General features: G+C 64.4%; 30 protein-coding genes and 1 pseudogene. 8 read left to right on the top strand and 23 right to left on the bottom strand.

Translation table 11 applies throughout. The features are described from left to right. Positions 1-121: 121 nt before the first annotated feature. Both BN2476_RS24045 and BN2476_RS24040 read right to left on the bottom strand, forming a co-directional pair. A complete protein-coding gene (locus BN2476_RS24045) occupies positions 122-451 on the bottom strand; it encodes a hypothetical protein (protein WP_087736649.1) in 330 nt (109 codons plus the stop codon). A gap of 368 nt (positions 452-819) precedes the next feature. Further along, positions 820-2,034, bottom strand: coding sequence for a DUF2252 domain-containing protein (locus BN2476_RS24040; RefSeq protein ID WP_087736648.1), 1,215 nt, complete (start codon positions 2,032-2,034; stop codon positions 820-822). 271 nt (positions 2,035-2,305) lie between these two features. On the opposite strand from BN2476_RS24040, the gene BN2476_RS24035 reads away from it, so the two are divergent. After that, entirely contained in the window at positions 2,306-3,025 is a 720-nt protein-coding gene (locus BN2476_RS24035) for a GNAT family N-acetyltransferase (RefSeq protein WP_087736676.1), read from the top strand. A gap of 135 nt (positions 3,026-3,160) precedes the next feature. On the opposite strand, the gene BN2476_RS24030 is transcribed toward BN2476_RS24035, so the two are convergent. The 12 genes and pseudogenes from BN2476_RS24030 to BN2476_RS23975 form a co-directional block, all read right to left on the bottom strand. After that, entirely contained in the window at positions 3,161-3,505 is a 345-nt protein-coding gene (locus BN2476_RS24030) for a type II toxin-antitoxin system PemK/MazF family toxin (RefSeq protein ID WP_087736647.1), read from the bottom strand. Positions 3,506-3,513: 8 nt separating this feature from the next. Further along, positions 3,514-3,786, bottom strand: a complete 273-nt coding sequence (locus BN2476_RS24025; RefSeq protein WP_087736675.1) for an AbrB/MazE/SpoVT family DNA-binding domain-containing protein — start codon at positions 3,784-3,786, stop codon at positions 3,514-3,516. 252 nt (positions 3,787-4,038) lie between these two features. Beyond that, positions 4,039-4,590 carry a GNAT family N-acetyltransferase gene (locus BN2476_RS24020; RefSeq protein ID WP_087736646.1) on the bottom strand — a complete coding sequence of 184 codons (552 nt, stop codon included), beginning with the start codon at positions 4,588-4,590 and terminating at the stop codon, positions 4,039-4,041. Positions 4,591-4,814: 224 nt separating this feature from the next. Next, complete coding sequence (locus tag BN2476_RS24015; protein WP_087736645.1) at positions 4,815-5,291, bottom strand: VOC family protein; 477 nt, start codon at positions 5,289-5,291, stop codon at positions 4,815-4,817. A 192-nt stretch (positions 5,292-5,483) separates the two neighbouring features. Then, on the bottom strand, positions 5,484-5,969 hold the full coding sequence (locus BN2476_RS24010) for a VOC family protein (protein ID WP_087736644.1): 486 nt from the start codon (positions 5,967-5,969) through the stop codon (positions 5,484-5,486). A gap of 263 nt (positions 5,970-6,232) precedes the next feature. Beyond that, entirely contained in the window at positions 6,233-6,451 is a 219-nt protein-coding gene (locus tag BN2476_RS24005) for a YXWGXW repeat-containing protein (protein WP_087736674.1), read from the bottom strand. A gap of 75 nt (positions 6,452-6,526) precedes the next feature. Then, a complete protein-coding gene (locus tag BN2476_RS24000) occupies positions 6,527-7,720 on the bottom strand; it encodes a DUF1501 domain-containing protein (RefSeq protein WP_087736643.1) in 1,194 nt (397 codons plus the stop codon). A 2-nt stretch (positions 7,721-7,722) separates the two neighbouring features. Then, positions 7,723-9,231, bottom strand: coding sequence for a DUF1800 domain-containing protein (locus BN2476_RS23995; protein ID WP_087736642.1), 1,509 nt, complete (start codon positions 9,229-9,231; stop codon positions 7,723-7,725). 139 nt (positions 9,232-9,370) lie between these two features. Then, positions 9,371-9,934, bottom strand: a complete 564-nt coding sequence (locus BN2476_RS23990; RefSeq protein ID WP_087736641.1) for a periplasmic heavy metal sensor — start codon at positions 9,932-9,934, stop codon at positions 9,371-9,373. Beyond that, positions 9,931-10,401 carry a hypothetical protein gene (locus BN2476_RS23985; protein ID WP_087736640.1) on the bottom strand — a complete coding sequence of 157 codons (471 nt, stop codon included), beginning with the start codon at positions 10,399-10,401 and terminating at the stop codon, positions 9,931-9,933. Before BN2476_RS23985 ends, BN2476_RS23990 begins: the two co-directional genes overlap by 4 nt. Further along, positions 10,398-10,997: pseudogene (locus BN2476_RS23980) on the bottom strand (RNA polymerase sigma factor); the annotation flags it as partial. The pseudogene BN2476_RS23980 and the gene BN2476_RS23985, both read right to left, overlap by 4 nt. A 290-nt stretch (positions 10,998-11,287) precedes the next feature. Beyond that, a complete protein-coding gene (locus tag BN2476_RS23975) occupies positions 11,288-11,587 on the bottom strand; it encodes a YXWGXW repeat-containing protein (RefSeq protein WP_087736638.1) in 300 nt (99 codons plus the stop codon). Positions 11,588-11,796: 209 nt separating this feature from the next. On the opposite strand from BN2476_RS23975, the gene BN2476_RS23970 reads away from it, so the two are divergent. The 3 genes from BN2476_RS23970 to BN2476_RS23960 all read left to right on the top strand — a co-directional run bounded on the left by BN2476_RS23970 (position 11,797) and on the right by BN2476_RS23960 (position 13,486). Then, positions 11,797-12,234: a low affinity iron permease family protein gene (locus BN2476_RS23970; protein ID WP_438942898.1), complete on the top strand. Its 438-nt coding sequence runs from the start codon at positions 11,797-11,799 to the stop codon at positions 12,232-12,234. A 3-nt stretch (positions 12,235-12,237) separates the two neighbouring features. Beyond that, positions 12,238-13,041 carry an AraC family transcriptional regulator gene (locus tag BN2476_RS23965; RefSeq protein WP_087736637.1) on the top strand — a complete coding sequence of 268 codons (804 nt, stop codon included), beginning with the start codon at positions 12,238-12,240 and terminating at the stop codon, positions 13,039-13,041. A gap of 151 nt (positions 13,042-13,192) precedes the next feature. After that, positions 13,193-13,486: a DUF1330 domain-containing protein gene (locus tag BN2476_RS23960; RefSeq protein ID WP_087736636.1), complete on the top strand. Its 294-nt coding sequence runs from the start codon at positions 13,193-13,195 to the stop codon at positions 13,484-13,486. Positions 13,487-13,565: 79 nt separating this feature from the next. Here BN2476_RS23960 and BN2476_RS23955 read toward each other — a convergent pair whose 3' ends face one another. Next, complete coding sequence (locus BN2476_RS23955) at positions 13,566-14,306, bottom strand: DUF429 domain-containing protein (RefSeq protein WP_087736672.1); 741 nt, start codon at positions 14,304-14,306, stop codon at positions 13,566-13,568. Between the two features lie 196 nt (positions 14,307-14,502). Here BN2476_RS23955 and BN2476_RS23950 point away from each other — a divergent pair, with 196 nt between their 5' ends. Next, entirely contained in the window at positions 14,503-15,459 is a 957-nt protein-coding gene (locus BN2476_RS23950; protein WP_087736635.1) for a quinone oxidoreductase family protein, read from the top strand. Between the two features lie 27 nt (positions 15,460-15,486). Continuing rightward, positions 15,487-15,663 (top strand): DUF1427 family protein, encoded by a 177-nt coding sequence (locus tag BN2476_RS23945; RefSeq protein ID WP_087736634.1) that lies wholly within the window; start codon positions 15,487-15,489, stop codon positions 15,661-15,663. Positions 15,664-15,799: 136 nt separating this feature from the next. Here BN2476_RS23945 and BN2476_RS23940 read toward each other — a convergent pair whose 3' ends face one another. From BN2476_RS23940 to BN2476_RS23925, 4 genes are all read right to left on the bottom strand, one after another. Next, a complete protein-coding gene (locus tag BN2476_RS23940; RefSeq protein WP_087736633.1) occupies positions 15,800-17,092 on the bottom strand; it encodes an RNA polymerase sigma factor in 1,293 nt (430 codons plus the stop codon). 8 nt (positions 17,093-17,100) lie between these two features. Then, complete coding sequence (locus tag BN2476_RS23935; RefSeq protein ID WP_087736632.1) at positions 17,101-17,520, bottom strand: VOC family protein; 420 nt, start codon at positions 17,518-17,520, stop codon at positions 17,101-17,103. A gap of 71 nt (positions 17,521-17,591) precedes the next feature. Further along, positions 17,592-18,005, bottom strand: a complete 414-nt coding sequence (locus BN2476_RS23930) for a YciI family protein (RefSeq protein ID WP_087736671.1) — start codon at positions 18,003-18,005, stop codon at positions 17,592-17,594. A gap of 141 nt (positions 18,006-18,146) precedes the next feature. Continuing rightward, positions 18,147-18,503, bottom strand: coding sequence for a YciI family protein (locus BN2476_RS23925; RefSeq protein ID WP_087736631.1), 357 nt, complete (start codon positions 18,501-18,503; stop codon positions 18,147-18,149). Positions 18,504-18,735: 232 nt separating this feature from the next. On the opposite strand from BN2476_RS23925, the gene BN2476_RS23920 reads away from it, so the two are divergent. Both BN2476_RS23920 and BN2476_RS23915 read left to right on the top strand, forming a co-directional pair. Beyond that, positions 18,736-18,918: a glycine zipper 2TM domain-containing protein gene (locus tag BN2476_RS23920; protein WP_087736630.1), complete on the top strand. Its 183-nt coding sequence runs from the start codon at positions 18,736-18,738 to the stop codon at positions 18,916-18,918. 699 nt (positions 18,919-19,617) lie between these two features. Further along, positions 19,618-20,730 carry a porin gene (locus BN2476_RS23915; RefSeq protein ID WP_087736670.1) on the top strand — a complete coding sequence of 371 codons (1,113 nt, stop codon included), beginning with the start codon at positions 19,618-19,620 and terminating at the stop codon, positions 20,728-20,730. A 196-nt stretch (positions 20,731-20,926) separates the two neighbouring features. Here BN2476_RS23915 and BN2476_RS23910 read toward each other — a convergent pair whose 3' ends face one another. From BN2476_RS23910 to BN2476_RS23895, 4 genes are all read right to left on the bottom strand, one after another. Next, on the bottom strand, positions 20,927-21,391 hold the full coding sequence (locus BN2476_RS23910) for an SRPBCC family protein (RefSeq protein ID WP_087736669.1): 465 nt from the start codon (positions 21,389-21,391) through the stop codon (positions 20,927-20,929). A 189-nt stretch (positions 21,392-21,580) separates the two neighbouring features. Then, a complete protein-coding gene (locus BN2476_RS23905) occupies positions 21,581-22,705 on the bottom strand; it encodes a Rieske 2Fe-2S domain-containing protein (protein ID WP_087736629.1) in 1,125 nt (374 codons plus the stop codon). Positions 22,706-22,979: 274 nt separating this feature from the next. Further along, positions 22,980-24,506, bottom strand: coding sequence for a glycosyltransferase family 2 protein (locus BN2476_RS23900; RefSeq protein WP_087736628.1), 1,527 nt, complete (start codon positions 24,504-24,506; stop codon positions 22,980-22,982). Next, a complete protein-coding gene (locus BN2476_RS23895) occupies positions 24,506-25,126 on the bottom strand; it encodes a cytochrome b (RefSeq protein ID WP_087736627.1) in 621 nt (206 codons plus the stop codon). Before BN2476_RS23895 ends, BN2476_RS23900 begins: the two co-directional genes overlap by 1 nt. Positions 25,127-25,235: the final 109 nt, after the last annotated feature.

The following is a 25,235-nucleotide window of genomic DNA, read 5'->3' as shown; positions in this document are numbered from 1 at the left end:
TTAACTCGGGATACTAGCGAAGCGGGGAAAAACGCGAGGGCCCCGTGACAGAACGGCAGTTGACGCTGAAACGAGCGGCGGCGCCGACGCGCCGTCCGCAGGTCCGCATGGGTGCGAGGAGTCAGTGCGTGATGGGTGGCGGCTTGCCGTGCGAGATGTCGTGCGGTTTGTGCGCCTCCCCGTTCGCGCCCGGGAAGAATGCATTCCACGCAGCGCGCACGCCTTCTGCTGCCGTGGCTTCCGCGTCGATGGTTTCCGGTTCGTCCACGCGCGCGGGATCTTCGCTCAACCCGCGCCAGTGTGTGAACACGAGGAGCGGCCTTTCGGTCCATCCGCCGTCCGCGAATTTGGCGAATGCCGTCTCTCCGCTCACAAGCTGGACTTCGTACCACCCGTCCCTCACGGGCGCATAGTCGTCCAGCGGGAACCATGCGGTCGCTTCGATTTCCATAGTGCCGTCTCCTGTTGTGGAAGTGACTCATAGGAAGGCATTGTTCATGCCCCACGGGCAGCGCGCCCGTGCGCGGCGTCGGGTAAAGACCTGGTTCAGGAAATGCAGGGCGAACGAGCCCGAAAAACGACGCGCATTCCGCCACGACGCCATCGCCAGATTTACATACTCCCTCGCTGGCGTCCAGCCCGCTAACTTATTCGTATTTTTCGAATGTGGCGGCGGGATATGTTCGGCGCTCCGGACAGTCACGTTGCGGTCTGCTCTCCAGGCCGGTCGCGCGAATAGCGCGCTTCTACACGTAGCGATCGATTTCGCGGCGCGATCGATTTCGCGGCTCGTCCGCAAGCGGCGGCCTCATCGCGCCGTCAGCTTTTCGCGGTCAGATCAAAAGCCCCGGCATCGAATGCCTTGCAGTACGCCTGCCAGTCGCTGACGACCTGTGCTTCGCACTGCGTCGCCAGATCGATCAGCGCGAGCTGCCATTTGCTCTTTTCGCCGAATGCGATCAAGTCATCGGCAATGGCGGAAGTCTGCCGTCCGCTGCTGCGAAAGTGCGCCCACGCGACCAGTTCCGCCATGTTGCGCACGACGCTTTCCAGCCGCGGCAGCTTTCCGTTCCAGTTCTCCAGCGCGACGCGGTCCTCGGATGGCTGCAGGCCGCGCAGCACATACGGGCGCTTTTCGAATTCGACGGCATGCAGGAATGCCTGAGACACCACCTGATCGCGCCGCTGTATCTCGACGACGCGTTCCGCCTCGCTCGCCCATCGAGGTTGCAGCGTATTGACGTTCGGCGCGGTCGCGGACGGCAGCGCGAGCTTCATGTCGAGCAGATAGTTGCCGTCGGGCGAGCCCTTGCCTTCGACCAGAATCACGTAGCGGTCGACGCCCAGACTGCCCGTGCCCGCGATGCGGCGCGCGACATCGATGATCTCGTAGAAAGCCGGATTCGGCTCGCGCCCGGCAAGGTCGCCCATGAACGCGGTGATTTTCTCGCGCGTTTTGTCGGTAACGGGCAGCGCCTTCTTGCCGTCGACGCGCAGCGTCCGCTTCTTGCCCTTCAGTTCGGTGCGCCGGTTCAGGTGATCGACGCGCGAGCGCTGATGCAGCGCAGCGAAAAGCTCGGCGACCATCCCCCCGGCCGTTTCCTCTTCGATCCAGCGCGCCTTGCCGAAACGCAGCGCGGCCGCATAGGAATCGACGGCGATGTGGCATAGCGCGAGGGCCTCGGCGCGGCTGAGTTTCAGATCGTCGGCGGCGACAAGCACGCTCGTCAGCAGACGGATCATCTCGAACAGACACGGCGCGAGGCAGGCCTCGTCGAAATCGTTGATGTCGAAGTAGATGAGCCGGTTGTCGCCCTTGTAGCTGCCGAAATTTTCCAGGTGCATGTCGCCGCAAATCCACGCGTGCGGCGAGCTTTCCAGCAAGCTGCCCTTCGACACGCGCTTGTAGAACAGATGGCAGGTACCGCGCAGGAACACGAACGCCGAGGTGCGCATGCGCGCGTACTTCATCGCAAGGCGTTCGGGGTCACGGCCGGCGTTGAAGCGGGAGATTTCATCGGCGACATCGAGCATGCGGGCCTCCCAAGGATGGTGTTCGATCACTTTCATTCTGTATCGACAGCCTTTCAGTTCCAAAAGTCCGCAGCGTGACTCCGTGGCGCCTCGACGCATGCGGCTCGCGTGTCGGCATGCGCACGGCCAGCAACTGTCGTTCCGTGCCCGCTCGCCGCGGTCGGCGCTGGCTCCATCGAATCCGGCCAGGCTGGTTCTTACGGACGCGCTGCGTTTGCCGTATCTTGCCCGCTTGGCATACTTCAAAACGCACACACGACGGGAGAACAACGTGGGGCAGCGAGTCAACGAATACGGCCAGCCGATCGGCGAACCGATGCCGAACTGGCAGCCAGCCAAAGCGCCGGGCGATCAGCCGATGACGGGACGCTATTGCCGGCTCGAACGCGTGAACGTCGAGCGTCATCTCGACGATCTGTACGACGCCTATAGCGCCGCGCCCGACGCCCGCGACTGGACGTATCTTTCCGTCGGCCCGTTCGGTACGCGCGAGGCGTATCGCGACTGCCTCACCGCCCTCGCTGCATCGCCTGATCCGCTGCACTACGCCGTCATCGATCTGGCGACGGGCAAGGCCGTCGGCACGCTTTCGCTGATGCGCATCGACAAGTCGAACGGCGTGATCGAAGTCGGTTTCGTCGTGTTTTCGCAGCGCCTGCAAAAAACGCGCATGGCGACGGAAGCGATCTTTCTGCTGATGCAGCGCGTGTTCGACGAATTGGGCTACCGGCGCTTCGAATGGAAATGCGATGCGCTGAACGCGCCTTCGCGCGCTGCGGCGGCGCGCTTCGGCTTCACGTTCGAAGGCATCTTCCGCCAGGCCGTGACCTACAAGGGCCGCAATCGAGACACCGCGTGGTTCTCGATCATCGACAGCGAATGGCCGGCGCTGCGCGCGGGCTTCGCGGAATGGCTCGATGAAGCGAACTTCGACTCGCAAGGCAAACAGCGGCGAACGCTGCAAGCGTGCATGGCGGGCCGGCTCGAGTAGAGAGCGCGCGGCTGCGAGCGACGAATGCTGGCCGCCGCGCTGTTCGCAGCGCACGTCACGCGCCGCCGGTGGCTCGGGACGCGACTCGCCGTCGCACATTGGCTCACGGCGATGCACGAGGCGTGCATCCTGTCGTCACGCCATCAGGAACGCTTTCAGGCTGCGGCGAATCGCATCGAGTTCGCCTTGCGCGACGCGCTCTTCCCGATACTCGCCACGCCGCGCGACCCAATCGAGCGTAGTGATCTGATCGATCAACGCGACACAGGGCTTCGGCAACGCGGAAACCGGAATCTCCGTCGAGAATCCGCGCGCCTTTGTCGTGCAGGGCACGGCCACGATACGGTGCGTGGGACCGTTGTGCGCCTCGTGTGACAAGACGACAACGGGCCGTGGATACCCGCCGCCCTGCTCGTGCCCGACGACGGGTTCGAGCCTGATCCACAACACATCGCCGATCTCGGGAACGCCGTTTTTCATGTTGCTCCTTACCAGTCGTCCTGGTCCGTTGGGTCGGCAAGTTCGGAACCCACCGCAACGCCAGGATCGATAGTCGGATGCACGTCGTTCGGCCTCGCGGCGAGCTGCTCGCGATACTCGTCCCAGCTGAACGTCTTGACGGCAGGCGTTGCGACCAGCGCGCCGTCCGCCACCACCATGTCGACTTCCTGATCTTCGCGCAGATGCAATTCCTCAGCCAGGCTCGCGGGAATTCTCACCGCGAGACTGTTTCCCCACCGCTTGATTGTCTGAATAGCCATAGCGCCACCTTCGCCCGAAAAACTCAGATACACGACTTCCTCCGTCACAAGGTCCACGAGGGACCAGAAGCGCCGCGTGTATCTACTGTGTAGATACCAAGATGCTACGCGGCGCGGGTTAATGTGTCAACGTCGTATCTACGTGTGCTATCTGTGTGCGATTGGGGTGGCTCGTATGACCGGTGCAGTCGCGTAGTGAATGTCGCATCAATGGCGGCTCGGCACCATTCGGCCGGAAGGCATAGGAGAGTCTTAAGAATCAATGAGTTGAATGCGGCCTGACGCCCGACGAAAGACTCCCGTCGGGTGGCTCTTGTACGTTGTCTGTCGCTCTTCGACGTAGCCGCATTTTTGCGCGACCCGCCGCGACGCCACGTTATCCGGCGCGATGATGCAGACGGTGTCGCCGGCGGGCCACTTCGCATCGGCCCACGCCAGCGCGCCGCGCACGGCTTCCGTTGCACAGTCCTGCCCGTGCGCGAACGGCATCAGCGCCCAGCCGATTTCCGGCGAGCCATCGAGCGGCGGATCGATCTCTCGCCGATAGTCCGCAAAGCCGACCTCGCCGACGAATCGTCCGCTGTCCTTCTCGCGGATTACCCAGTAGCCGAATCCCAGCGCGGCCCAATGTCCGACGTAACGCAAAAGCCGCGACCACACTTCTTCGCGGTTAAACGGCTTGCCGCCGATAAAGCGCGTGACGATCTCGTCGGACCATAACGCAAGACTGTCGTCGAAATCCTCGACGACGTGAGGACGCAAGATCAGTCGATCGGTTTCAAGCTCAAAGGAGGATTGGGACATGGCGCGCTTTCGATCCGGCAAACAGGAAAGCGCAGATCATCGCAGATACGCGCGCTGAGGTGCGCCGGCCGTGGAGGCCTGAGGCCCGCGCCAAAGTTGATGCGCATAAACCCGGACTACCGTGCCGGCGTCGGCGGACGTCAAGCGGCGTGATCGCCAAAACCAATGCGCAGGCGAGAGACGCGTCACGGTTCACACAAGCGCCCGCCTCGCACGTAAAAAATTCACGGCTGCGCGTATGCCGCCTCGAGCGCGTTCACGTCGAGTTTCACCATTTGCATCATCGCTTGCATCACGCGCCTGGCCTTCGCCGGGTCCTTGTCCTTCAGCATCTTGCCGAGCGCAGTCGGCACGATTTGCCATGAGATACCGTAGCGGCCCGTGAGCCACCCGCATTGCTGCGGCGCGCCGCCACCTTCGAGCAGTTTGTCCCACAGCACGTCGACTTCCGCTTGCGATTCGCACTTCACGAACATCGAAATAGCCGGAGAAAACGTGAATTGCGGGCCGCCGTTCAACGCGATGAACTCGCGGCCCTCGAGACGGAACGTCATCGACAGCACGCTGCCAGGCGTGCCCGGTCCTGCGTCGCCGTAGTGCATCACATCGTCGATGCTCGAATTCCTGAAGATGCCTGTATAGAACTTCGCGGCTTCCTCCGCCTTGCCGTCGAACCACAGGCACGTCGCTATCTTGTCCATCGGATCTCCTCGATTGTTGTATCGCGCGATGTCGGGACAAAACGATGCGCGGGCGCCGCCTCGGAACGCGCCGAGGCCGCCCACATCACCATGTCGCCAACATCGCGCGCCCGATACCGCCGCGCAACGTTAGCGCGCCGCGCGGCGCGTTTCGAATACGGTTTGCGCAGCCGCGCGCCGCAACTATTGATGCTACTGACGCCCCTGCGCCATCTGTTCCATCGCCTGCCTCATTTCTTCAGGCGTGACGTCGCGCTTGTGCGTTGCGACCGACCACCGATGGCCGAACGGATCTTCGACCTGGCCGTAACGGTCGCCCCAGAACATGTCGGCGGCGGGCATCGTCACCTTTGCGCCGGCCGCTTCCGCTTGCGCGATCGTGGCGTCGGCATCGTCGACGTAAAGATGCAGCACGACAGGCGAGCCCTTCAGCGCCTTCGGCCCTAGCGACGCACCGCCGCCGCAATCGGGCATCTCGTCGACGAGCATCAGCGTCGAATCGCCGATCTTCAGCGATGCGTGCATCAGCTTGCCGCCGGGACCGGGCATACGGACCTGTTCGATTGCGTTGAACGCTTTCTTGTAGAACTCGATGGCTTCCGCCGCGCCCGCTACGATGATATGCGGCGTCAACGAATGCATGCCCTCGGGGATGGGCTTGACGGCTGAGTTGGACATGATCGTGTCTCTCCTTTGTCGACCGGAGTCGGCATGTCGACGGGAATTGACGCCCTGGCGGCGACTCCCGCCCCATGCCTTGCCCTGGTCGCATGCAAGATGGTTGCTGGATGAAGGGGTTGATGAGCGACGAAGCTTCGCCGGACGGCGAGTCTTCACCACTATGACGAACGAACCACCCTCAGATCGACACGCGCAATGAATTTTTTCTGCGGCGCATCGAGCGACATCAAAACGGCATCGAGCAGCATCAAAGCCGGTGATCAAGCCGGCCGCCAATGGCCCGGCACCCACTGCCAGTGATTCCCCTCCCATCGATAGTGGCCCTTCACCCAGCGATAACCCGGCGCGGGTGGCGCAGGCATCACTTCCGCGACGGGCGCGGGCTGCGGCGGCCGCGCCGGCTCGACGACGTAGCAGGCCGAAAGCGTCGATGCGCACAGCGCGCCCAACAGCAGCGTGCGCCACTTCGCGGACTTCAGATTCGATGCGTACTTCAAGGTTTTCTCCCTATTAGTTTTTGAGGTTTAAGAAATGCGAAAGCCGATCGCCGCCAGCTATGAAAGCCAGGCGCGAATCAGCCCTGTCACCGGCTGCGTGCTGCGTTCCTGCGCGAACAGCGTGCGCGCGGTCTTGTGCGGATCGAGTCCGAGGCTTTCGCTCGCGACACCCGTAATCAGCGCATCCAGCGACGCCGTCGGCTTAAGATCGCGCGCCTCGTAAAGATCGCTCTGACGCAGACCCGGCCAGTCTGCGACGACGCGCCCCCCCGCTACCGCGCCGCCGATCACCATCGCCACCGACGCCGTCCCGTGATCCGTCCCGCCCGTTCCGTTCGCTGCCGCCATGCGGCCGAATTCGGTGGCGACGAGCACCGTGGTCTTGCTCCACGCCGGTCCGAGCCCGTCGCGCAATGCGGCAAGCATCGTGTCGAGCGCCTTCAGTTGCGCCGCGAGTCGTGGCATCTGCGCGCTGTGCGTGTCCCAGCCGCCCGTTTCGATCATCGCGATGCGCGGGCCATCCTCGCGCGACAAAAAGCCGGCCGCGAGCTTGCCGAGACTCGCCGGGTCCTGACGCGCGCTGGCATCGCCCGCGAGGCCGCGCGCCGCCATCGCCGACTCCCACAACGGGCGCAACTGCGCGTCCTGCTCGTAAAGCTGCGAGACGCGCGCGAGCAGATCGTCGGGCGCCTGCGGCAGCGCGGAAGGCGCGTACGACGCGACGCTCGCCAGACCGCGCAACGCCATCGGCACGGTCGGCGCGAAGGCAATCGCGTTCTCGTGCGTCGCCGCGCGGTTCGACGCGCGGTTCGCTGGATCGGCGCCCGGCATCATGCCGACGAGACGATTGAGCCAGCCGTCCTTCACCTGATACGGCGACGCGCCGCCCGTCTCCAGCACGTTCTGCCCGTCGAAATGCGAGCGGTCCCGATACGGCGACGCGACGGCATGCACGAACAGCGCCTCGCGCCCCTCGAACATCTGCCCGATCCGCGCCAGCGACGGATGCAGCGCGAACATACCGTCGAGCTTCGCCGCCGACGACGTATCGACGGTCAGCGCGCCGCGCAACGCTGCGTACGCGGGATCGCCATAGGGAACGACCGTATTCAGGCCATCGGCCGCGCCGCGCTGGATCACGAAGACGAAGCGACGGTCCGTCGCGACGCGCGCGAAGACCATCTGCGGCGCGACGAGCATCGCGCCCGCGCCGGCTGCGGCCACACGGATGAAGCTGCGGCGGGTGAGCATGGCTATCTCCGTTGAAAGTCGGGCGACACGAGCAGCAACGCGAGCGCCGTCGATGCGCTTTCCGCGCGCGACACGGCCAGTTCCGTCGGCTCGCTCAACGAACCCGCCATCAGCTTCTGTCCCAACGAGCGGGGGTCGATGCGGTCGCCGACACGCGACGCAAAACGCTGCGCGATCCCGACGCGCCGCACGAGAGCATCGGGCGCGGCCCAGTTTGCGGCGATGTCGTCGTAACCGGCAGGCGAGCCGGGGCGCCAAACCTGCTGACCGAGCTGCGTGAGGACGGGCGCCATCTGCACGGTGCCGTTCCCGCTGTTCAACTCGCGCATGCCGAGCCCGCGCAGCGACGAAATCGTCCATTCCCACGGCGACTTGAACTTGACGGCAACGGGCGACCACGCGGCGTCGCTGTCGATCAACGCGCGATAGACGCTCGGCAGATCGCCGCGGCTGCGCATGAAGGCCGTCGCCAGCCGGTCGACGACATCGGGCGGCGGGTTGTCGGCGACGAAGTGGCGCGCGAGCTTCGTTGCGATGTGCGTGGCCGTGGCGGGCGACGTCGAAAGATCGTGCAGCACGGCCAGCGTCTGCGCTTCGCCCGGCTGATCGTAGCGGCGGCCCATGATGGTCCGCGTGCCGGGCTCGTGCAGTTGCGCACGGAACACGAATGCGCCCGGCGGCGCGTTGTTCGGCTGCGGCCCCTGAGCGCCCGCGATGCTCCAGCCCGTCATCGCGCGCGCGAACTCGGTGACGTCGTCCTGCGTGTAGCCGCTGCGCACGCCGAGCGTGTGCAGCTCCATGATCTCGCGCGCGAGGTTTTCGTTGAGGCCGGGCTTGCGGTTCGGATTGCGCTGCGCCGCGCGCATGGCGGCGGCGCTGTCGGGACCGACCGAGCGCGTCTGATCGAGAAAGAGCTGCATCGCGGGATGACGCTCGACGGCCACCAGCATGTCTTCAAATCGGCCGAGCACATGCGGGCGGATCGCTTCCGCTTCGAACGCGCCCGCGAACGACGCGACCTGGCCTTTATCGATGGAGACGGCGAAGTGATTGGCCCAGAAGTGCACGAGCCGCTCGACGAAGGGCGCGGGCGTCGTCAGCGCGCTCGCGACGCGGGCGTTCACGGCCGACCGGTAGGTGTCGCGTGCTTCCATGCGCACCGCCTTGTTCGCGGCCTGTCGGGCGGCTTTCTTAGCGTCGTCCGCGATGGCAGGCGCGCTGCCGACATTCGTGCCGCTCGCGGATGCGCTGGCCGCGTTCGTCCAACTGGCCGCCGCGTTCGCCATCGCCTGCTGGCGTTGCTGCGCGAGTTCGGCCGCGATCGCCAGTGACGTCGGTTGATCCGCCCATGCCGCGGGCATCGGTTGATATGCGTCGAACTGCGCGACGAGCCACGCCTTGGGATCGGCGGGTGGCGCTTCGTCGGCGCGCGCGCCAAGGCCGAACCGGTTCATCGCGATCGCGGCCGTGCTCAACGGTGGCGCCGTCATTGCAGCGGGTGGATTGGCCATGCTCTCGCTCCTGTGTCGGCTGTGATGCGCTTTCTCGATGTGCGTTAAACGGTGCACGCCGCGCTTTTCCGTCGCTGCTTTTGTCGATGTTTTTCATCGATGTTTCGTCGATGTTTTCCGCCCGGCGATGCAGCCCAGTTCACTCGCTCGCTGGCTCGTCGCCCTGCTCCTGCTGAAGGCGCCGCTGAAGCTGTTGTTGTGCCTGCTTTGCCTGTTGCGCCTGTTGCGCCTGTTGCTGTGCCTGCGCGATCCGCCACTGGCCGCGCTCCCTCAGCCCTTCGGCGAACTTCACGCGCTCATCGGGCGACAGCGTCGCGGCGAAATCCGCGACGCTCTGTTCGACACGCGTGCGCAACGCGATATCGGCTTCGCGCGTCCGGTTCAACGCCGTGTCGAGCGCCGCGCGATCCAGTTGCGGCGCGGACAGCAGACGCAGCACCTCGCGCCGCTCTTCGCGGCCTTCGCGCGCATAGGGTCGCGCCTCGCGACGCGCTGCCTTCAGCGCATCGACGAACTGCTGCTGCCTTTCCTCCGACAGCCCTTGCGCCGCGAAGCGCAGCGCGCGCGGCTGCGGCTGCGCGGCAACCGTCGTGTGCCCATGCGCGATGAGCCATTGATACGCGCCGCCCGCCACGCCACCGATCATGAATACGTTGAGCACCAGCGAGCCGATCAACAGAAATTTCCAGCCGCGTCCGCTCATTCGCCGCTCCAATCGGCGGCGGTGCCGCCAAAACCCGTTGTCAGATACGAAGATTCCGACGCCGGCGACGGCGTGCCCGTAACCAGGAAGAAAGACACGGCGAACGCACCCGCGAATCCGCCGATCAGGCCGACGCCCGCGAACGCCGCGCCCGACCACCACAGCCCCCCGCGCCGCGAGCGCCAGCCAGGCAGCGTCAGCCAGCGCGGACGTTTTCTCGCGGACGCCGGTGCAGGCGTAGGCGCGGGCGCGGACGCGACAATGCGCTCGACGAACGCAGCATCCGGCGCTTCGACGCTATCGCTCGCGAGCCACGCATCGAGTTGCGCGGCTTCGGCGAGCAGCGCGTCGGCTTCGCTGCGATGCTGGTCGGCCCACTCGCTTGCGTCCGCCCGCTCTGACGCGGGCCAGTGGCGCGCGTCGGCGCCGTACGCATCGACGATGGCGCGAAATCTCTCTGGTGTCATCGCAAGTCCCTCGTTCCGGCGAGATCATCGCCGGCAAGTCGAGCGCGCAGATTCCGGCGCGCGCGGGCGAGCAGGCTTTCGAGCGCGTCGACGGTGATGCCCATCAACGCAGCCGCCTCGATGTTCGACAGTTCCTGGTAATAGTTGAGCACAAGCGCTTCGCGCTGACGCGCCGGCAAATCGGCGAGCGCGGCGCGCACGCGTGCATCACGCGACTGCGCTTCGAGTTGCGCATCGGGCGCGGCAACGGGGTCGGCCTCGTCGGGCAAGATGTCGACGGGCTCTTCGCGATGCCCGCGCAGACGGTCGTAGCAGAGGTTCAGCGCGACCCGATGCAGCCACGTGTCGAAACGCGCTTCGCCTTCGCGCCAGTTCGGCGCCTGCTTCCAGATCCGCACGAACGCTTCCTGCGCGACGTCTTCGGCTTCCATACGGTCTCCCAGCATCCGCATCGCGAGCGCCAGCAGACGCGGCAACTTGCGCGCGACGAGCGCGCGGACGGCGGCCGGTTCCTGCCTGCCGACGCCCGCAACCAGTTCCGCGTCCGGATCGTGCCCGTTCAACGCGCGCTGCTCCGCTCGCACCGCGCGCGTGGCGCGGAATCTCTCGCGACAAGACGTTCTGTCACTTGCCGTCGCTCCGTGTCATGGGTGATTTCGCATGGACCGTATGGACGCAGCGAACCCTATCATGTGCGCCTTTCGCGGCGCATACGCGGGACGTCCGCAGCCGCTCAACGGTCCGATCAATACACGACGACGGCCGGCCGCCACGTATAAGGCCGCGCCGGCACGACCACACAACCGGCCAGGGTCACGGTAAGCAACACCAGCAATAGCCGCTTTTTCATACTCCTCTCCCTGCTCGACGCACCATTGCCGACCGATCAGAGCGCCCAGTGGCCCGGCGCCCAGCGCCAGTTCGGACCGCGCGCGACCCAGTGCCCCGGCACCCAGCGATAGCCCACCCGCACGCCCTGCCAGCGTCCCGGCACCCACACATAGCGGCCATGGGCCCAGTGCCAATGGCCGGGGTCCCACGCGTAGCCTGCGCGCGGCGGCGGCACGACCTCCGCGCGCGGCGGTGGCGGCGCCATCGGCGCGACGATCACCTGCGCGAATGCCGCCGAAGCGCTCATCGCGAGCATGCCCGCCACCAGCAGGCGCATGAGTTTCTGCGTGTTCATTGCGTTCTCCCTTGATTCGGTTGCCGGTCTGAAAATCGTCCGGTTCATTCCTTGAACGCGCGAGCGCGGAAAATCCGTCGCTGGTTCCCTGAAGTTTTTTCGGCGCGAGCGCCGGGGAATGGGTATCGTCAGGAATGACCTTCACGCGACAGGAGCCGCCAGTGACGAACAACGACTGGTTCTCGAAGTTCTCGACGAGTCTTTCCTCGATGACCGGAAAACCCGCGACGTTCGTTATCGCGGTCGCGCTCGTCATCGTGTGGGCCGTCAGCGGGCCGATGTTCCATTTCAGCGATACCTGGCAACTGGTGATCAACACGTCGACGACGATCGTCACCTTCCTGATGGTCTTCCTGATCCAGAACACGCAAAACCGCGACACGGCTGCGATGCAGATCAAGCTCGACGAGCTGATCCGCGCGCTCGACGGCGCGCACAATGCGCTGCTCGATCTGGAAGAGCTGAACGAAAAGGAGCTCACGCGTTTTCGCCGGCGCTACGAGCAACTTGCCGAAGACGCGCGCAGCGCGCTGCGCGCGGGCGGCGTCGATACGGACTCGCCGTTCATCGCCGAAAGCGACGAATGCGACGACGATGACGAAGGCAGCCGCCGCGACAACACCCGGCGCCGCACAAAAGGGCCGTGACCGATGCCGCGAGCCCGTCCGCCCGTTTTGCACGACGATGCCGAAGGCCACTCGCTCGCGCGGCGCTATCCGCGTGGTCTGCGCATCGACCCGCATTCGCATACGTGGGCGCAAGTGCTGTATGCCGTCTCGGGCGTGATGTGGGTCGAGGTCGGGCGCGAGGCGCTCGTCGTTCCGCCGCAGCGCGCCGTCTGGCTGCCCGCCGGCACCGAGCACTCGATCCACATGATGAGCGACGTCGAGATGCGCAACCTGTATCTGCAAGAGCGCAACATCGGCCATCTGAGCGCACGCAGCGATGTGTTCGAAATCAATGGCCTGTTGCGCGAGCTGATTACGTCGATCGCCGAGCACGAACAGGCGCGCACGCGCGACGACGATTATCTCGGCGCCGCGTACCGGCTCGCGATGTTCGAGCTCGCGCATGCGCCGCGTTCGTCGCTGCGCATTCCGCTGCCCGATGCATCGGACCGCAGGCTCGATGCGCTGTGCCGCGCGGTGATCGACAATCCGTCGAATGCGATCAGCTTCGAGCAGCACGCGGCGTCCGTGGGCGCGAGCGTGCGGACGCTCGCCCGGCTGTTCACGCGCGAACTGGGCGTCGGATTCGCGGAATGGCGCAGGCAGGTGCAACTGGCCGTCGCGGTGTCGGAGATGGCGGAAGGACGTGCCGTCGGCAGCATCGCACGCTCGCTCGGCTATCTGCCCAGCAGCTTCAGCGATATGTTCCGCCGCGAGCTCGGCGCGCCGCCGACCGACTTCGATCCGCACGCGACGCTTGCCGGGCCGGCGGGAACGAAGTCCTGACGCGTCGATCCTTCTTCGCGCTGCCGGCGCACGCGGCAGGTTCGGCAAGCGCGCTCGCCGCTGTTGAGCGAGAATTCGGGAGCGTCGGCGGCGCGGACAGGTGGATGCCGGTCGCCGCTACGGCCAAACCTTAAACATGAGGAAACGCGAAATGAGCAAGGGATACTGGGTCACTGTCTACCGGAAGACGAACGACGCATCGGCGCTGGCCGCCTATGCGCAACTCGCAGCGCCCGCCGTCGCGGCCGCGGGCGGCAAGTTCATCGTGCGCGGCGCCGCCGAGGAAGTGCGCGAACAGGGCTTGAAGGAACGGACCGTTGTCATCGAGTTTCCGACGTACGAGCAAGCCCTTGCAGCCTACGACAGCGAAGCGTACAAAAAGGCGCTGGCAGCGCTCGGCAATGCCGTCGAGCGCGACTTGCGCATCGTGCGCGGCGCGGAGTAATGGCGTTCGCCGCGACGCTCATGATGCTGCGCGTGCGTCGCGGTGATAGCGCGGGCTTTCGCGCCCGCGCAATGCGAAGTCAGTAGCGAATGACCATCGGCAGGCCAGCGCTGTCGCGTGGTTCTTCGCCGGGCAGCGTGATCGCGCTGCCCTTCGCGATGCGCCAGGCGCTCCAGAGCACGGCGAACGCATCGAGCACATCGTCTTTCTGCACGTGCCGCGAAACGCGCGCATCGAGCGCGGCTTGCAGTGCCGCGCCGAATACGGGGTCGAGCAATGCCTTTCTTCGAGCATGCCCGTCCGCCGTCGTCTTTCCTTCGATCAATCCTCTCTCCTCGCCGCCTTGCTCCACCCGAAGCTGCATGAAGGCCAGCTCAGGATGAACTTCGAACGCTCGCGATGCGTCGCGCGCGCTTGCCTGCAATGCTTTATCGACGTCGGCGATCTTGGGAAGTATGTTGAAGGCCTGTTGCGAGATGCCTTTTCCCGTGGCTTCGCGGTTCAGGTCGCACGCTTGCCGGTACGATTCCGCGTCAAGCGCCTGACGCACCGGCGTCTGGAACACCGACGCGCTGCGCGGCCATTTGAGCCGCTTCCTCGCTTCGGCATCGCACGCGCGATACCCGGACGACGACAGCCCGATCGGCATATCGACGGCCACGATGGCGGGAGCCGGCGCCCACGCAAGCACATCGGCAAACGACGCGCAGATGCGCGCCGAAATAGCACCCGTCCGCGCGTCCTGCATCACGGCATACCAGCCGCCCCTGCAGCCGTCCACGCCGATCAGGTCTAACGTTGGCCCGGCATCGTCACGCATCGCGATCGTTTCCGGTGAAGCGTTGTGAGTGAATGAGCGAAGCTCGACGATACCGCCTCCCACGCCGTCTGTCCGATATTCGAAAGCACTTGTCTGAACGCCATCGTGCCAGTCACCTAGACTCCGGCCATACGCTGCATCGCCCGCGCGAAGCAGCAAGCGAATCCACCGAATCCGACAGCATTCAGGAGCGGCAATGAAAGCGATCCAGTTCAAGTCTTTTGGCGGTCCCGAGGTCCTCGACCATGTCGATGTCCCCACGCCCGCCGTCGACGCCGAAAGCGCCATCGTGCAAGTGAAGGCCGCCTCGGTGAATCCGAGCGACGTGAAGAATCTCTCCGGCCACTTCGCGCACACGAAGCTGCCGCGCATTCCGGGGCGCGACTTCAGCGGCGTCGTGGTCGAAGGCCCGGCTGACTGGATCGGCGCCGACGTGTGGGGCACGGGCGGCGACATCGGCTTCACGCGCGACGGCACGCACGCGCAGTTCATCAAGATTCCCGCCGGCGCGCTGTCGCGCAAGCCGCAATCGCTGACGCACGAACAGGCGTCGGCGATCGGCGTGAACTTCGTGGTCGCGTGGCTCGGCGTCGTCGATTACGCGCACCTGGTCGCGGGCGAAACGGTCGCCGTCATCGGCGCGAGCGGCGGCGTTGGCGGCGCGGTCGTGCAGATCGCGAAGTCGCGCGGCTGCCGGGTGATCGCCGTCGACCGGCGCAAGCCCGATGCGGACTCGCCCGCCGGCCGTCTGATCGACCACTACGTGCCGCTCGACGACAACGCCGTGCAGCGCGTCAAGGAACTCGGCGGCGGGGACGTCGTGTACGACGCGGTCGGCGGCGTCGCGTTCGAGACGGCGCTCAAGCTCGCGAAGTGGCGCGGCCGCGTCGTCGAGATCAGCGCGACGGGCAAGCGGCGCGTCGACTTCGACCTGATCGACTTCTACCACAACGAAACGCAACTCCTGGGCGCGGATAGCGCGAAGCTCGGCGTCGCCGACTCCGCGCGGATGATGACGGAACTGGCTTCCGTGTTCGACGGCGGCGGACTGCAGGCGCCTTCGATTGCGCAGGCCTTCACGCTCGAACAGGCGCGCGACGCTTACGCCGCCGTGGCGGGCGGCACGCGCGGGCGCGTGGTCATCACGATGTGATGCAACGCACCACTTCCGGAGACGCGTATGAAGGCCTATATCGTGTCGCTGGCGGCGGGCGTTGCCGTCGGCCTGCTCTACAACGTCATCGACGTGAAATCGCCCGCGCCGCCCATCGTCGCGCTGATCGGCTTGCTCGGCATGGTCGCGGGCGAGCACGCGATTCCATTCGCGCGCATGGTGCTCGCGCACGTCACGAGTTGACGCGCCGACTAACCGAAGCGCCGACGCCGAATCGAAGCGCGCTTACGCATGCGATTCCGTTGGTGCACACGCTGCTCACGCACGTGACCAGCTGACACGCCGGCTAACCGCGCATTGACGCCAGCAAGAAGCGCGCTTACTGCACGCGTCGTGGTGCGCCGCTCATTTCACGCGCGCGTTCGAGCAGCAGTTCGCGTTCGCGCGCATTGCGCGTCATCGAAGCGGCGCGTTCGAACTCGGCGCGCGCTTCGTTGTTGCGGCCGAGCTTCGCAAGCAGATCGCCCCGCACGCTCGGCAGCCAGTGATAATTTTTCAGCGACGCTTCGGCCGCCAGTCCATCGACGATTTCCAGCGCCGCCATCGGCCCATACGCCATGCCAACGGCAACGGCGCGATTCAGCTCGACGACGGGCGACGGCGCGACTTCGGCAAGCGCATCGTAGAGCGCGACGATCTGCGTCCAGTCGGTGTCGGCGGCCGTGCGGGCGCGCGCGTGACACGCGGCGAGCGCCGCCTGCAACGTGTATGGGCCGCTCATCCCGTCGAGCGCCTCCGAGCGATCCAGCGCGGCGAGCCCGCGACGGATCAAGAGCGGGTCCCAGCGGCTGCGGTCCTGATCGAGCAACAGCACGGGCCGCCCTTGCGCATCGACGCGCGCATGCGTGCGCGATGCCTGAATCTCCATCAGCGCGACGAGGCCGTGCACTTCGCTTTCATCCGGCATCAGTCCGGCCAGCACGCGCCCGAGACGCAGCGCTTCTTCGCATAGCGACGGACGCATCCAGTCGTCGCCCGCCGTCGCCGAGTAGCCTTCGTTGAAGACCAGATAGATCACTTCGAGCACCGACGCGAGCCGCACCGCGCGATCGTTCGCCTGTGGCACTTCGAACGGCACTTTCGCCGCTGCGAGGGTCTTTTTCGCGCGCACGATGCGTTGCGCGATGGTCGGCTCGGGCACGAGAAACGCGCGCGCGATTTCGTCGGTGGTGAGGCCGCCGAGCAGGCGCAGCGTGAGCGCGACGCGCGCGTCCTTCGACAGCACCGGGTGACACGCGGTGAATACGAGCCGCAGCAGATCGTCGCCGATGTCGTCGGCGCGCGCGGCGTCGAGTGCATCGACGAAATCCGGCACGATGTGCGCCTCCATCGCGTCCATGTCCGCGCCGAGCTCCTCGTGCTTGCGCGCGTGCAACGCGTCCTGCCGCCAGCGGTCGAGCGCGCGGTTCTTCGCGGTCGCCATCAGCCATGCTCCGGGGTTGTCGGGCACGCCCGCATCGGGCCACGTTTCGAGCGCGGCGACCAACGCGTCCTGCGCCAGTTCCTCGGCCACGCCGACGTCGCGCACGATTCGCGCGACATGAGCGATGACCTTCGCGGATTCGATCCGCCAGACTGCCTCGATCGCACGGTGAGTCGCAGCCGTCGTCACGGCCGGCCTCAGGAAGCGTCGGCCGACGGCATGACGGCGTTCGGGTCCATGTACACCAGTTCCCAGATGTGCCCGTCGATGTCCTCGAAGCCGTGTCCGTACATGAAGCCATGGTCCTGCGGGGCGCGCGGCACCGCGCCGCCCGCGGCCCGCGCCTTCGCGACCAGTTCGTCGACCTGTGCGCGGCTGTCGCACGAAATGCAGACGAGCGCCTCCGTGCTCTCCTTCGGATTGCACAGCGTCTTGTTCGTGAAGGTCTGGAAGAAGTCCTTCGCGAGCAGCATCGCGTAGATGTTTTCGCCGATCACCATGCAGGCTGCCTGCTCGTTGGTGAACTTCGGTTCGAACGTGAAGCCGAGTTGCGAGAAGAAGGCCTTCGACTTCTCGACGCTGCTCACGGCCAGGTTCACGTAGATTTGCTTGTGCATGATCGTTCTTCCGTATCGTGTGAAATGCGCGGGTGTGGATCGGGCGCGGCTCGCTTCGGCCACGCGGGAATTCAGTGATTCGCGCCTTCGATGTTGCGAAAGCGGTCCATCGCCTGGCTCGGCTCGAAGTCGTCGAGGTCGTACATCTGACGCACTTCGATTTCGGCGTCCGCCTGCTCGCCGAACGGCGCAGGGAAGCGTCGCGCCCATTCCATCGCTTCTTCGCGCGAGCGCACCTGGATCACGGTGTAGCCCGCGACCAGTTCCTTGGTTTCGGCGAACGGGCCGTCAATCACACTGCGCTTGCCGCCCGAATAGCGCACGCGCCAACCTTTCGAACTGGGCTGCAAGCCGGATGCATCGAGCAGCACGCCCGCCTTCTGCAGTTCTTCGTGGTACGTCGCCATCGACGCAATCAGTCCTTCTTCCGGCATCTTGCCGGCTTCGCTGTCCGCGGTGGCCTTTACCATGATCATGAATCGCATCGCCATTTCTCCTGGATAGTGACGGAAGCCCTTGGCGGCTTCTTACTTCCACGACGAGCGGCGCGCAGTCCGATCGACATCCGCCAGCGTCAGGGAAAACCCTCACTGCGGGATGGCCGTGCTTGTCCGGCTAGCGTCCGGCTAGTAGTCGTAGCACGGTGCGACCTTGCGGATCTCGATCGTGCACCACTCGGCGGCCGGGCATTCGTTCGCGAGCGCGAGCGCTTCGTCATAGGTATCGACGTTCAGCAGAAAGAATCCGCCGACCATTTCCTTCGCTTCGGCAAAGGGGCCGTCGATCAGGCGCGTTTGCCCGTCGCGCTTTTCCAGGCGCACGCCCTTGTTGACGCTGGACAGCGATTCCGCGGCGATCAACTGGCCGCGCGACTGCAGGTCCGCGCGGTATTTCAGCATGCGGTCGTAGACGGCGCGGCCAGCGACTTCTCCGCGCTCTTCACGTTGTTCCGTTGGTTCGACGATGAGCAGCATGTAAGACATGAGGACTCCGATTTCCGGTTGTCGGGACCGCTGCGTTCGAGGGGTGCCGTACTTCGTGGGACGGGTGGGCGCGGCGGACGATGGCGCCAGTGCTGGTTCCGCTGGCGAAGGCAGTCTAGCAAAGTGACGGCGCGCGTGGGAACGTCTGTGGCGCGCGAATGGGCATTCCGCTGACGGAATTGGCACGGCGCTTGCGGCTCCGAAGGTACGTTGGATCATGCAGGGGTACGACATGTTGAAGCGCTATACGGTCCTGATCCGCGTCGCGGCGGCGTGCTTGCCGCTCGCGGCGGGATGCACCCTCGGCGGCGCGGCGGCGGGCGGATATGTGGGCCACGAGACGACGCACAGCACGGCGGGTACCGTCGGCGGTGCTGTCGCGGGCGGGATCATCGGCCATGAACTCGGCAAGTGATATCGATCGGGAAATGTTTAAATGCGTAAAAAGGCGGCCATTATTAGCGAATGCCGCCTTTAATTTTTGTTGAATATTGTCATTGCCGATTTGAATTGCCTATTTGCAAATGTTTGTTCTTCGTGTTCATCGATTCTTTCTGTCGGCTGATGCTTGAATTTCGACGCTCATTCCGTTATCTCCGTTTTTATTTTGAGATTAAATCCTTAATCGGCGAACCGATAACTCGAGGAAAGTTCACTCGTTATTTTTGCTTGATGTCATGCAGCGAGCGGATTCACCGACAGCGCAGCAAGCCAGCATCCGCGCGCCTTTTCGGCTGATCGGCCAATAGAAAATCCGTAAATTGCAAAACATTGTTTTCGCCGCTCAATTCCATTTATCTTAAAATAAAAACGTCATTCTATTTTCGTTGCCACCTTACAACAACATACATTAATCTCAATAAAAACAACGTCGCAATCATCGATAAAAATACAAATCAAATCAATCAACTGCGTCCGTAGTCGTCTTTTATTTCCATTTCAGAAATACACCATTTCTAATTACGGCATAAGTCGATAGTTAGGGACCCTTTCTATACTTGCGCTTCCCCAAACAGGGCAAGTGCAGTGGTCTTGCTTCGCACGGGACGTGGCACGCATAGCTGTCCGTTTGTATTCAAGCCTCGTATTGCCCCTTGAACTGAAGGAAGCACACATGAAGAAGATTCTGATCGCGACGGCAGTTGCTGCATCGTTCGCCTCGGTCGCACACGCACAAAGCAGCGTCACGCTGTATGGCACGCTGGACGCGGGTTTGACGTATACGAGCAATGTGGATGGCCACGCACAGTGGGCACTCGGCAGCGGTTCCGTCGATGAAAACCGCTTCGGCCTGCGCGGCGTCGAAGACCTGGGCGGCGGCCTGAAGACGATCTTCACGTTGGAGCAGGGCTTCAACCTGAACAACGGCTCGCAGGCACAGTCGGGCAAGATGTTCTCGCGCCAGGCATTCGTCGGTCTCTCGAGCCAGGCCGGCACCGTTACGCTGGGCCGTCAGTATGACGAGATGCATGACTTCGTCGCACCGCTAGCCGCTACGGGCAGCTGGGGCGGCTCGAACTTTGCGCACTTCGGCAACCTGGACATGCTGGACGACAACAGCGGCGTTGCGACCAACAACTCGATCAAGTTCACGAGCGCCAACTACGCAGGCTTCTCGTTCGGCGGCACGTACGGCTTTTCGAACAGCTCAAAGTTCGCCGCAAACCGTGAGTACAGCTTCGGCGCGGGCTACGAGAACGCAGGTCTGCGCATCGGCGCCGGCTACCAGCAGCGCAACAGCCCGAACGTCAACGACAAGGGCGCATCGGATCTCGTCGACATGTCCGGCCTTGATCTGGCGGACGTGACGTTCCGTCAGCGTTCGTTCGGCGCCGGTGCCAGCTACGCATTCGGTCCGGCTGTTGTCGGTCTGCTGTGGACGCAAGCTCGCTTTGACAACTTCACGGGGAACAGCGCGTCGATCCACACGAACAACTACGAAGTCAACGCGAAGTACAACCTGACCCCGGCGCTTGGCCTGGGCGCCTCGTACACGTACACCAACGGTGCCATCGACGACTTCCACTTCCACGCCAACCAGTTCGGCTTGCAAGGCGACTACGCTCTGTCGAAGCGCACTGACATCTACGCACAGGGCGTGTACCAGGTCACGAGCTCGCCGCAGGGCACCTTCGTCGCGGCCGCCATCGACAACGGCAACGCAAGCGGCTTCTCCTCCTCGCGCCGCCAGGCTGTCGCATCGGTTGGCATGCGTCACCGCTTCTAATCGCACACGAAGCGCGGCAGGTTGATGCGCACGTTCGACCTGCCGTAAGCGCTCGGGCCGCGAGGCGACCACAACGCCCCCATGTTCTCCGGAACATGGGGGCGTTGCCTGTTAGGCCTATTGAAACGCGCTGAAGCGTGCTGAAACGTACAGAAGAACAGAGACCGAAGCGGACAAAAAGCAGAAGCGCGAACCGTCAAGCCATCCGCTTCAATTCCTTCTGCAGCCTGTCGAAGTTCTCTTCATTCGCCTTGACGGCAAACGTCTTCACCTGCGCGCAGACAGCAGGTGTCTCGAAGAGCATGCGAAACGTCACACGCGTCTGCCGGTCGCTCACTGCATCGAAGGTTGCGGTGACGCGAAAATACGGCCCCGACACGTGATCGAACACGATCCGCTCGGGCGCGACAATCTCGACGAACACGCTGTGATTCTTGTAGTCGACGCCATCCGGTCCGTGCATCACGAAGCGCCAGTTGCCGCCCCGACGCAGATCGAATTCGTGGAATGAGTTGGTGAAGCCCTTCGGTCCCCACCAGTGCGCGAGATGCGCCGGGTCCGTCCAGGCCCTGAATACGAGATCGCGCGGAAAATCGAACACGCGCGTCGATACGATTTCCAGATCCGCGATCGGCGGAGCCAAGTCGCCATCCTCGGACATGAGACAGCCTCCTTCGAACAATACGCGGCATCCGCCCGACGTCGCGCGGATGAAATCAAGCATAACGCATTGTCGAAGCAGCGAACGCCCAAGCCGCATCACGCGCGCGCGGAAAAGCGCGGCGAATGCGAGGCGCCGAACGTTGGAACGCCTAACGTCCGATCAATAGACGCAAAATGGCCGCAAAGATCAGACGGCAACTGACTCCGCGGACGGCTCGATGGGAATCACGCGCCGCGTCGCCGGCGCGCCGCACTGCCGCAGCAGATCGCGCAATTCGTTGATCACAGGAAAGACTTCGTGGTTCCAGTCGGCGCCTTGCGCGTCGTGCGCCTCCTGCTCGCGTTCGACGATCCAGCGGTCCTCCGCGAAGATGCGCTCGGTGAACCACACCAGCAGCGGCCACGCGATATCGAGCAACGCACCGATCTTCGGCCGCTTGATGGACAGCAGGCCGAACGTGCGATTGGTCCGCTGCTCGCGGTCGAGCGGCACGTAGCAAATCCACAGGTCCATCACGAGCGAGCCTTCGGACGTGCGAATCTGCAGCGTCTGATACGGATACTGCGTGCGGACCGTCATCACGTCGTTGCGCTCGATGTTCGAATCGGGCCGGCTCTGCCCGAACACGAGCGCCTCGCCGATCGGCTGCTGGCCCGCTTCACGAGAAAACGTGTAATCGACTTCGACCCAGTTCTCGCCTCGCCGCCGGCCGAGCGACCGCGCGCGCATCTTGCCCATCTGCTTGCGATGCAGGAACTGATGATTCATGTCCATCAGGTTTTCATGCATGAACGAGTAATGGCACGCGACTTCGCGCCCGAAGCGCCGCGTCTTGTAAGCCTTGTCGGCGACTGAGCCGAGCGGCGGCAGCGGCACCGTTTCGGCGAGCTTCGCATCGCCGGCAAACACGAAAATCAGCCCTTTCGATTCGCGGCACGGATACGCGCGCACGCCGTTCGGCAGGCGTTCACGGCCGAGATACGGCACGTCGATGCATTTGCCCGTGCAGTCATACGTCCAGCCGTGGTAACAGCAGCGGATCGCCTCGCCGTCCACCACTCCGCCATGCAGCGGCACCTGTCGATGCGCGCACCGGTCCTCGAGCGCGAACACGTTACCCGACTCCGTGCGCACCAGCACGATCGGATCGCCGGCAAAGCGGACGCCATGCGCCTTGCCGCGCTTCACTTCGCGCGACCATGCAAGCGGATACCAGTGATCGGGGTGAATATCGACGCGGCGCAGATCGCGCACGGCGGGTTTGTCAGCGTTATCGACGGTATTGCTGTCCAACGGAGCGACGACATGCATGTATGAAGCCTCCTGGCACAACGGTTGACTGGTCGCCGGGACCAAGCCGGTTTGATTGTTGGAAAACCGATGACGCCATTCAGTCTACTAGAAGTCGCCGATGAGCTTTATGAGGGCTAACGTCAGGCAGGCGCGACCTGCGATGCAGCGGCGGCGCCTTCAAGGTCGTTCAAGGTCGCTCAAGGTCGTTGCAGGTGCAACGCTCAGGAGCGCCTCGGCTCATTACAGGAGCGGTTCAACGCATTACAGTTCGACAGACGCGCGCAATGGCCGTTCAATGCCTGCGCCCCGTAGCGCCGACAAGACCCGAGCGATGCTGCTTCCCCCACGACCGGCCGCCGCGCAGAAAATGCAGCCAGCCGAGCACCGCGCCCGTGTGCCGCAGCAGCTGGAACGTGAACGGTTCGGCGATGGCGGCGGCCACCGCCATCGGCAGACTCGAACCGCTCGTCTGCCCCGTCCAGCGCCGATACAGGTGGATGCTCCATACATAGAACGCGAGATCGATCGCCGTCTTCAGGCCGATCACGCTGAAGATCGACACGACGATAAGCCGATGTCCACCGGCGATGAAGCCGAGCAACAGCGCGAACGCGGTCAGTCCGTAGACGGGCTGCATCGTATCGAATGCCTTGATCGGCAGCATCAGGCGGCCGAGGGTGCCATAGCGCGCATCGCCCGTCATGTCGCGGTTCCAGTATTGCGTTTGCAGGAAGCCCGCAAACCAGCGACGGCGCTGGCGCAGGAAAGCGCCGAGCGTCGCGGGCGCTTCCGTCTGTGCGTGCGCATCGCCGACCACGCGCACGTCCCAGCCCAGACCGCGATCGACGGAATAGCGGCGCAGCCGGTGGATCAGCTCGTAATCTTCGACGAGACATTGCGCATCGAAGCCGCCGACAGCGACGAGCGCATCGCGCCGGAACGACGCAAACGCGCCGGACACCAGCAACAGGCTGTCGGCGCGCATCCACGCGAAGCGCGCGATGAAGTTGCGCATGTACTCGTAGGTCTGAAACCACTGGAACACGCGCCCGCTCGCCGTGCGGTTGCACACAGGCACGAGGATGCCCGTCGCCGCCACCAGCCTCGGCGCTTGCGCGAACGCCGCGCGTATCGCGAGCGCGGCGTCGTCGGCGAGCAAGGTGTCGGCGTCGACGGTCATCACGGTGTCGGTCGTCATCACGTCGATGGCCGCGTTGAGCGCGAGCGCCTTGCCGCCGTGCGGCACACGCAGCCAGTACAGGTTCGGATAACGGCTGCTCGGCGCACTCAGCTCGCCGGGCGCCGGCTCGGCGAGACCGAAGCGGCCAGTGAGCAGATCGCGCGTGCCGTCAGTGGAGCCATCGTCGGCGATCACGATCTGCGACAGGCCATGCTTTTGCCTCAGCAGCGCGGCGAGCGTCACGGGCAGCACGGCCGCCTCGTTGTGCGCGGCGACGATCACGCCCATCGTCGGCAGATGCGCGGCGTCGGCGCAACGATGCGCAGGCAACGAGCGGCGCATCAGCGGCCAGGTCTTTACGGTAACGAACGCAAGCAGCAGCGTGTCGTAGACGACATACGCAATGCCCGTCGACCACGCGAGCGCGCCATGCAGAAAGAACGCTCGCGCGAACAGCAGCAGCCACAGCGCGGTCACGCTGCCGTGAATCACGACGCTACGCCAGCTCGCCTTGCGCGGATTGATGCGCGGCGATGCCGCCTCCAACGCGTCGCGCAGCGACGGCTTCAAACGCTCGCCACCCGTGCCGCAAGCGCCACCGGGCGCGAGCGTGGCCTCTTCGATCACGTCGGCATCCATCACGGCACCATCCGCTTGAACACGGACTTGCGATCGAGCAGCTCATGCTTCAGCGCGCCGCCGATATGCATCGCGAGCAATGCGTACAACGCGTAGCCGAGGTACGTATGCAGCGCGCCGAACCTGTCGTGCAACGGCTCCTTCACGGCGGGATCGAGATTCATGATGAGCCCGATGCGCGGAAACGGCACGACGCCGAACAGATGCATCGGGTGCGTGGCAGCGTCCTTCCACGCGGAATCGTGCATCCATCCCGACAGCGGCAACGCGATCATCAGGAAATACAGCACGAAGTGCGCGATATGCGCGGCCATCCGTTCCCATGACGGAAACTCGCGCGGCAGCGGCGGTGGCCGGTGCGACACGCGCCACAGCGCGCGCAGCAGCGCGAGACCGAGCACCGTGATGCCGATCGACTTGTGCGTATCGATGACGGGGCGCACCCAGTCGTCCGGCAGCGAATCGGCGGAAAGGCCGAGCACGACGTTTGCGATGATGAGAACGGCGATGAGCCAGTGCAGGATCATCGCCGTGTGTGTGTAGCGTGTAGCGGGCAATGGCGCGGAAAGCGTGGCCGTGCCGTCGCGTGTGGCCGTGCGTGATGACGTGGATGTGTCCATGAGTTGTTTCGTTGGAGATCGGTAGGGGCAGCGAAAGCCGCATGCAAGAACGCAAGACGTCATGCGGGACAGCGCTGCATGCGCGCGCCGCTGTCGTCTCGTCAGAGAA

Source organism: Paraburkholderia piptadeniae, assembly GCF_900007165.1.
GTDB lineage: Bacteria > Pseudomonadota > Gammaproteobacteria > Burkholderiales > Burkholderiaceae > Paraburkholderia > Paraburkholderia piptadeniae.
The sequence above is the reverse complement of the archived record's forward strand: the minus strand, read 5'-3'. Positions and strand labels throughout refer to the sequence as shown.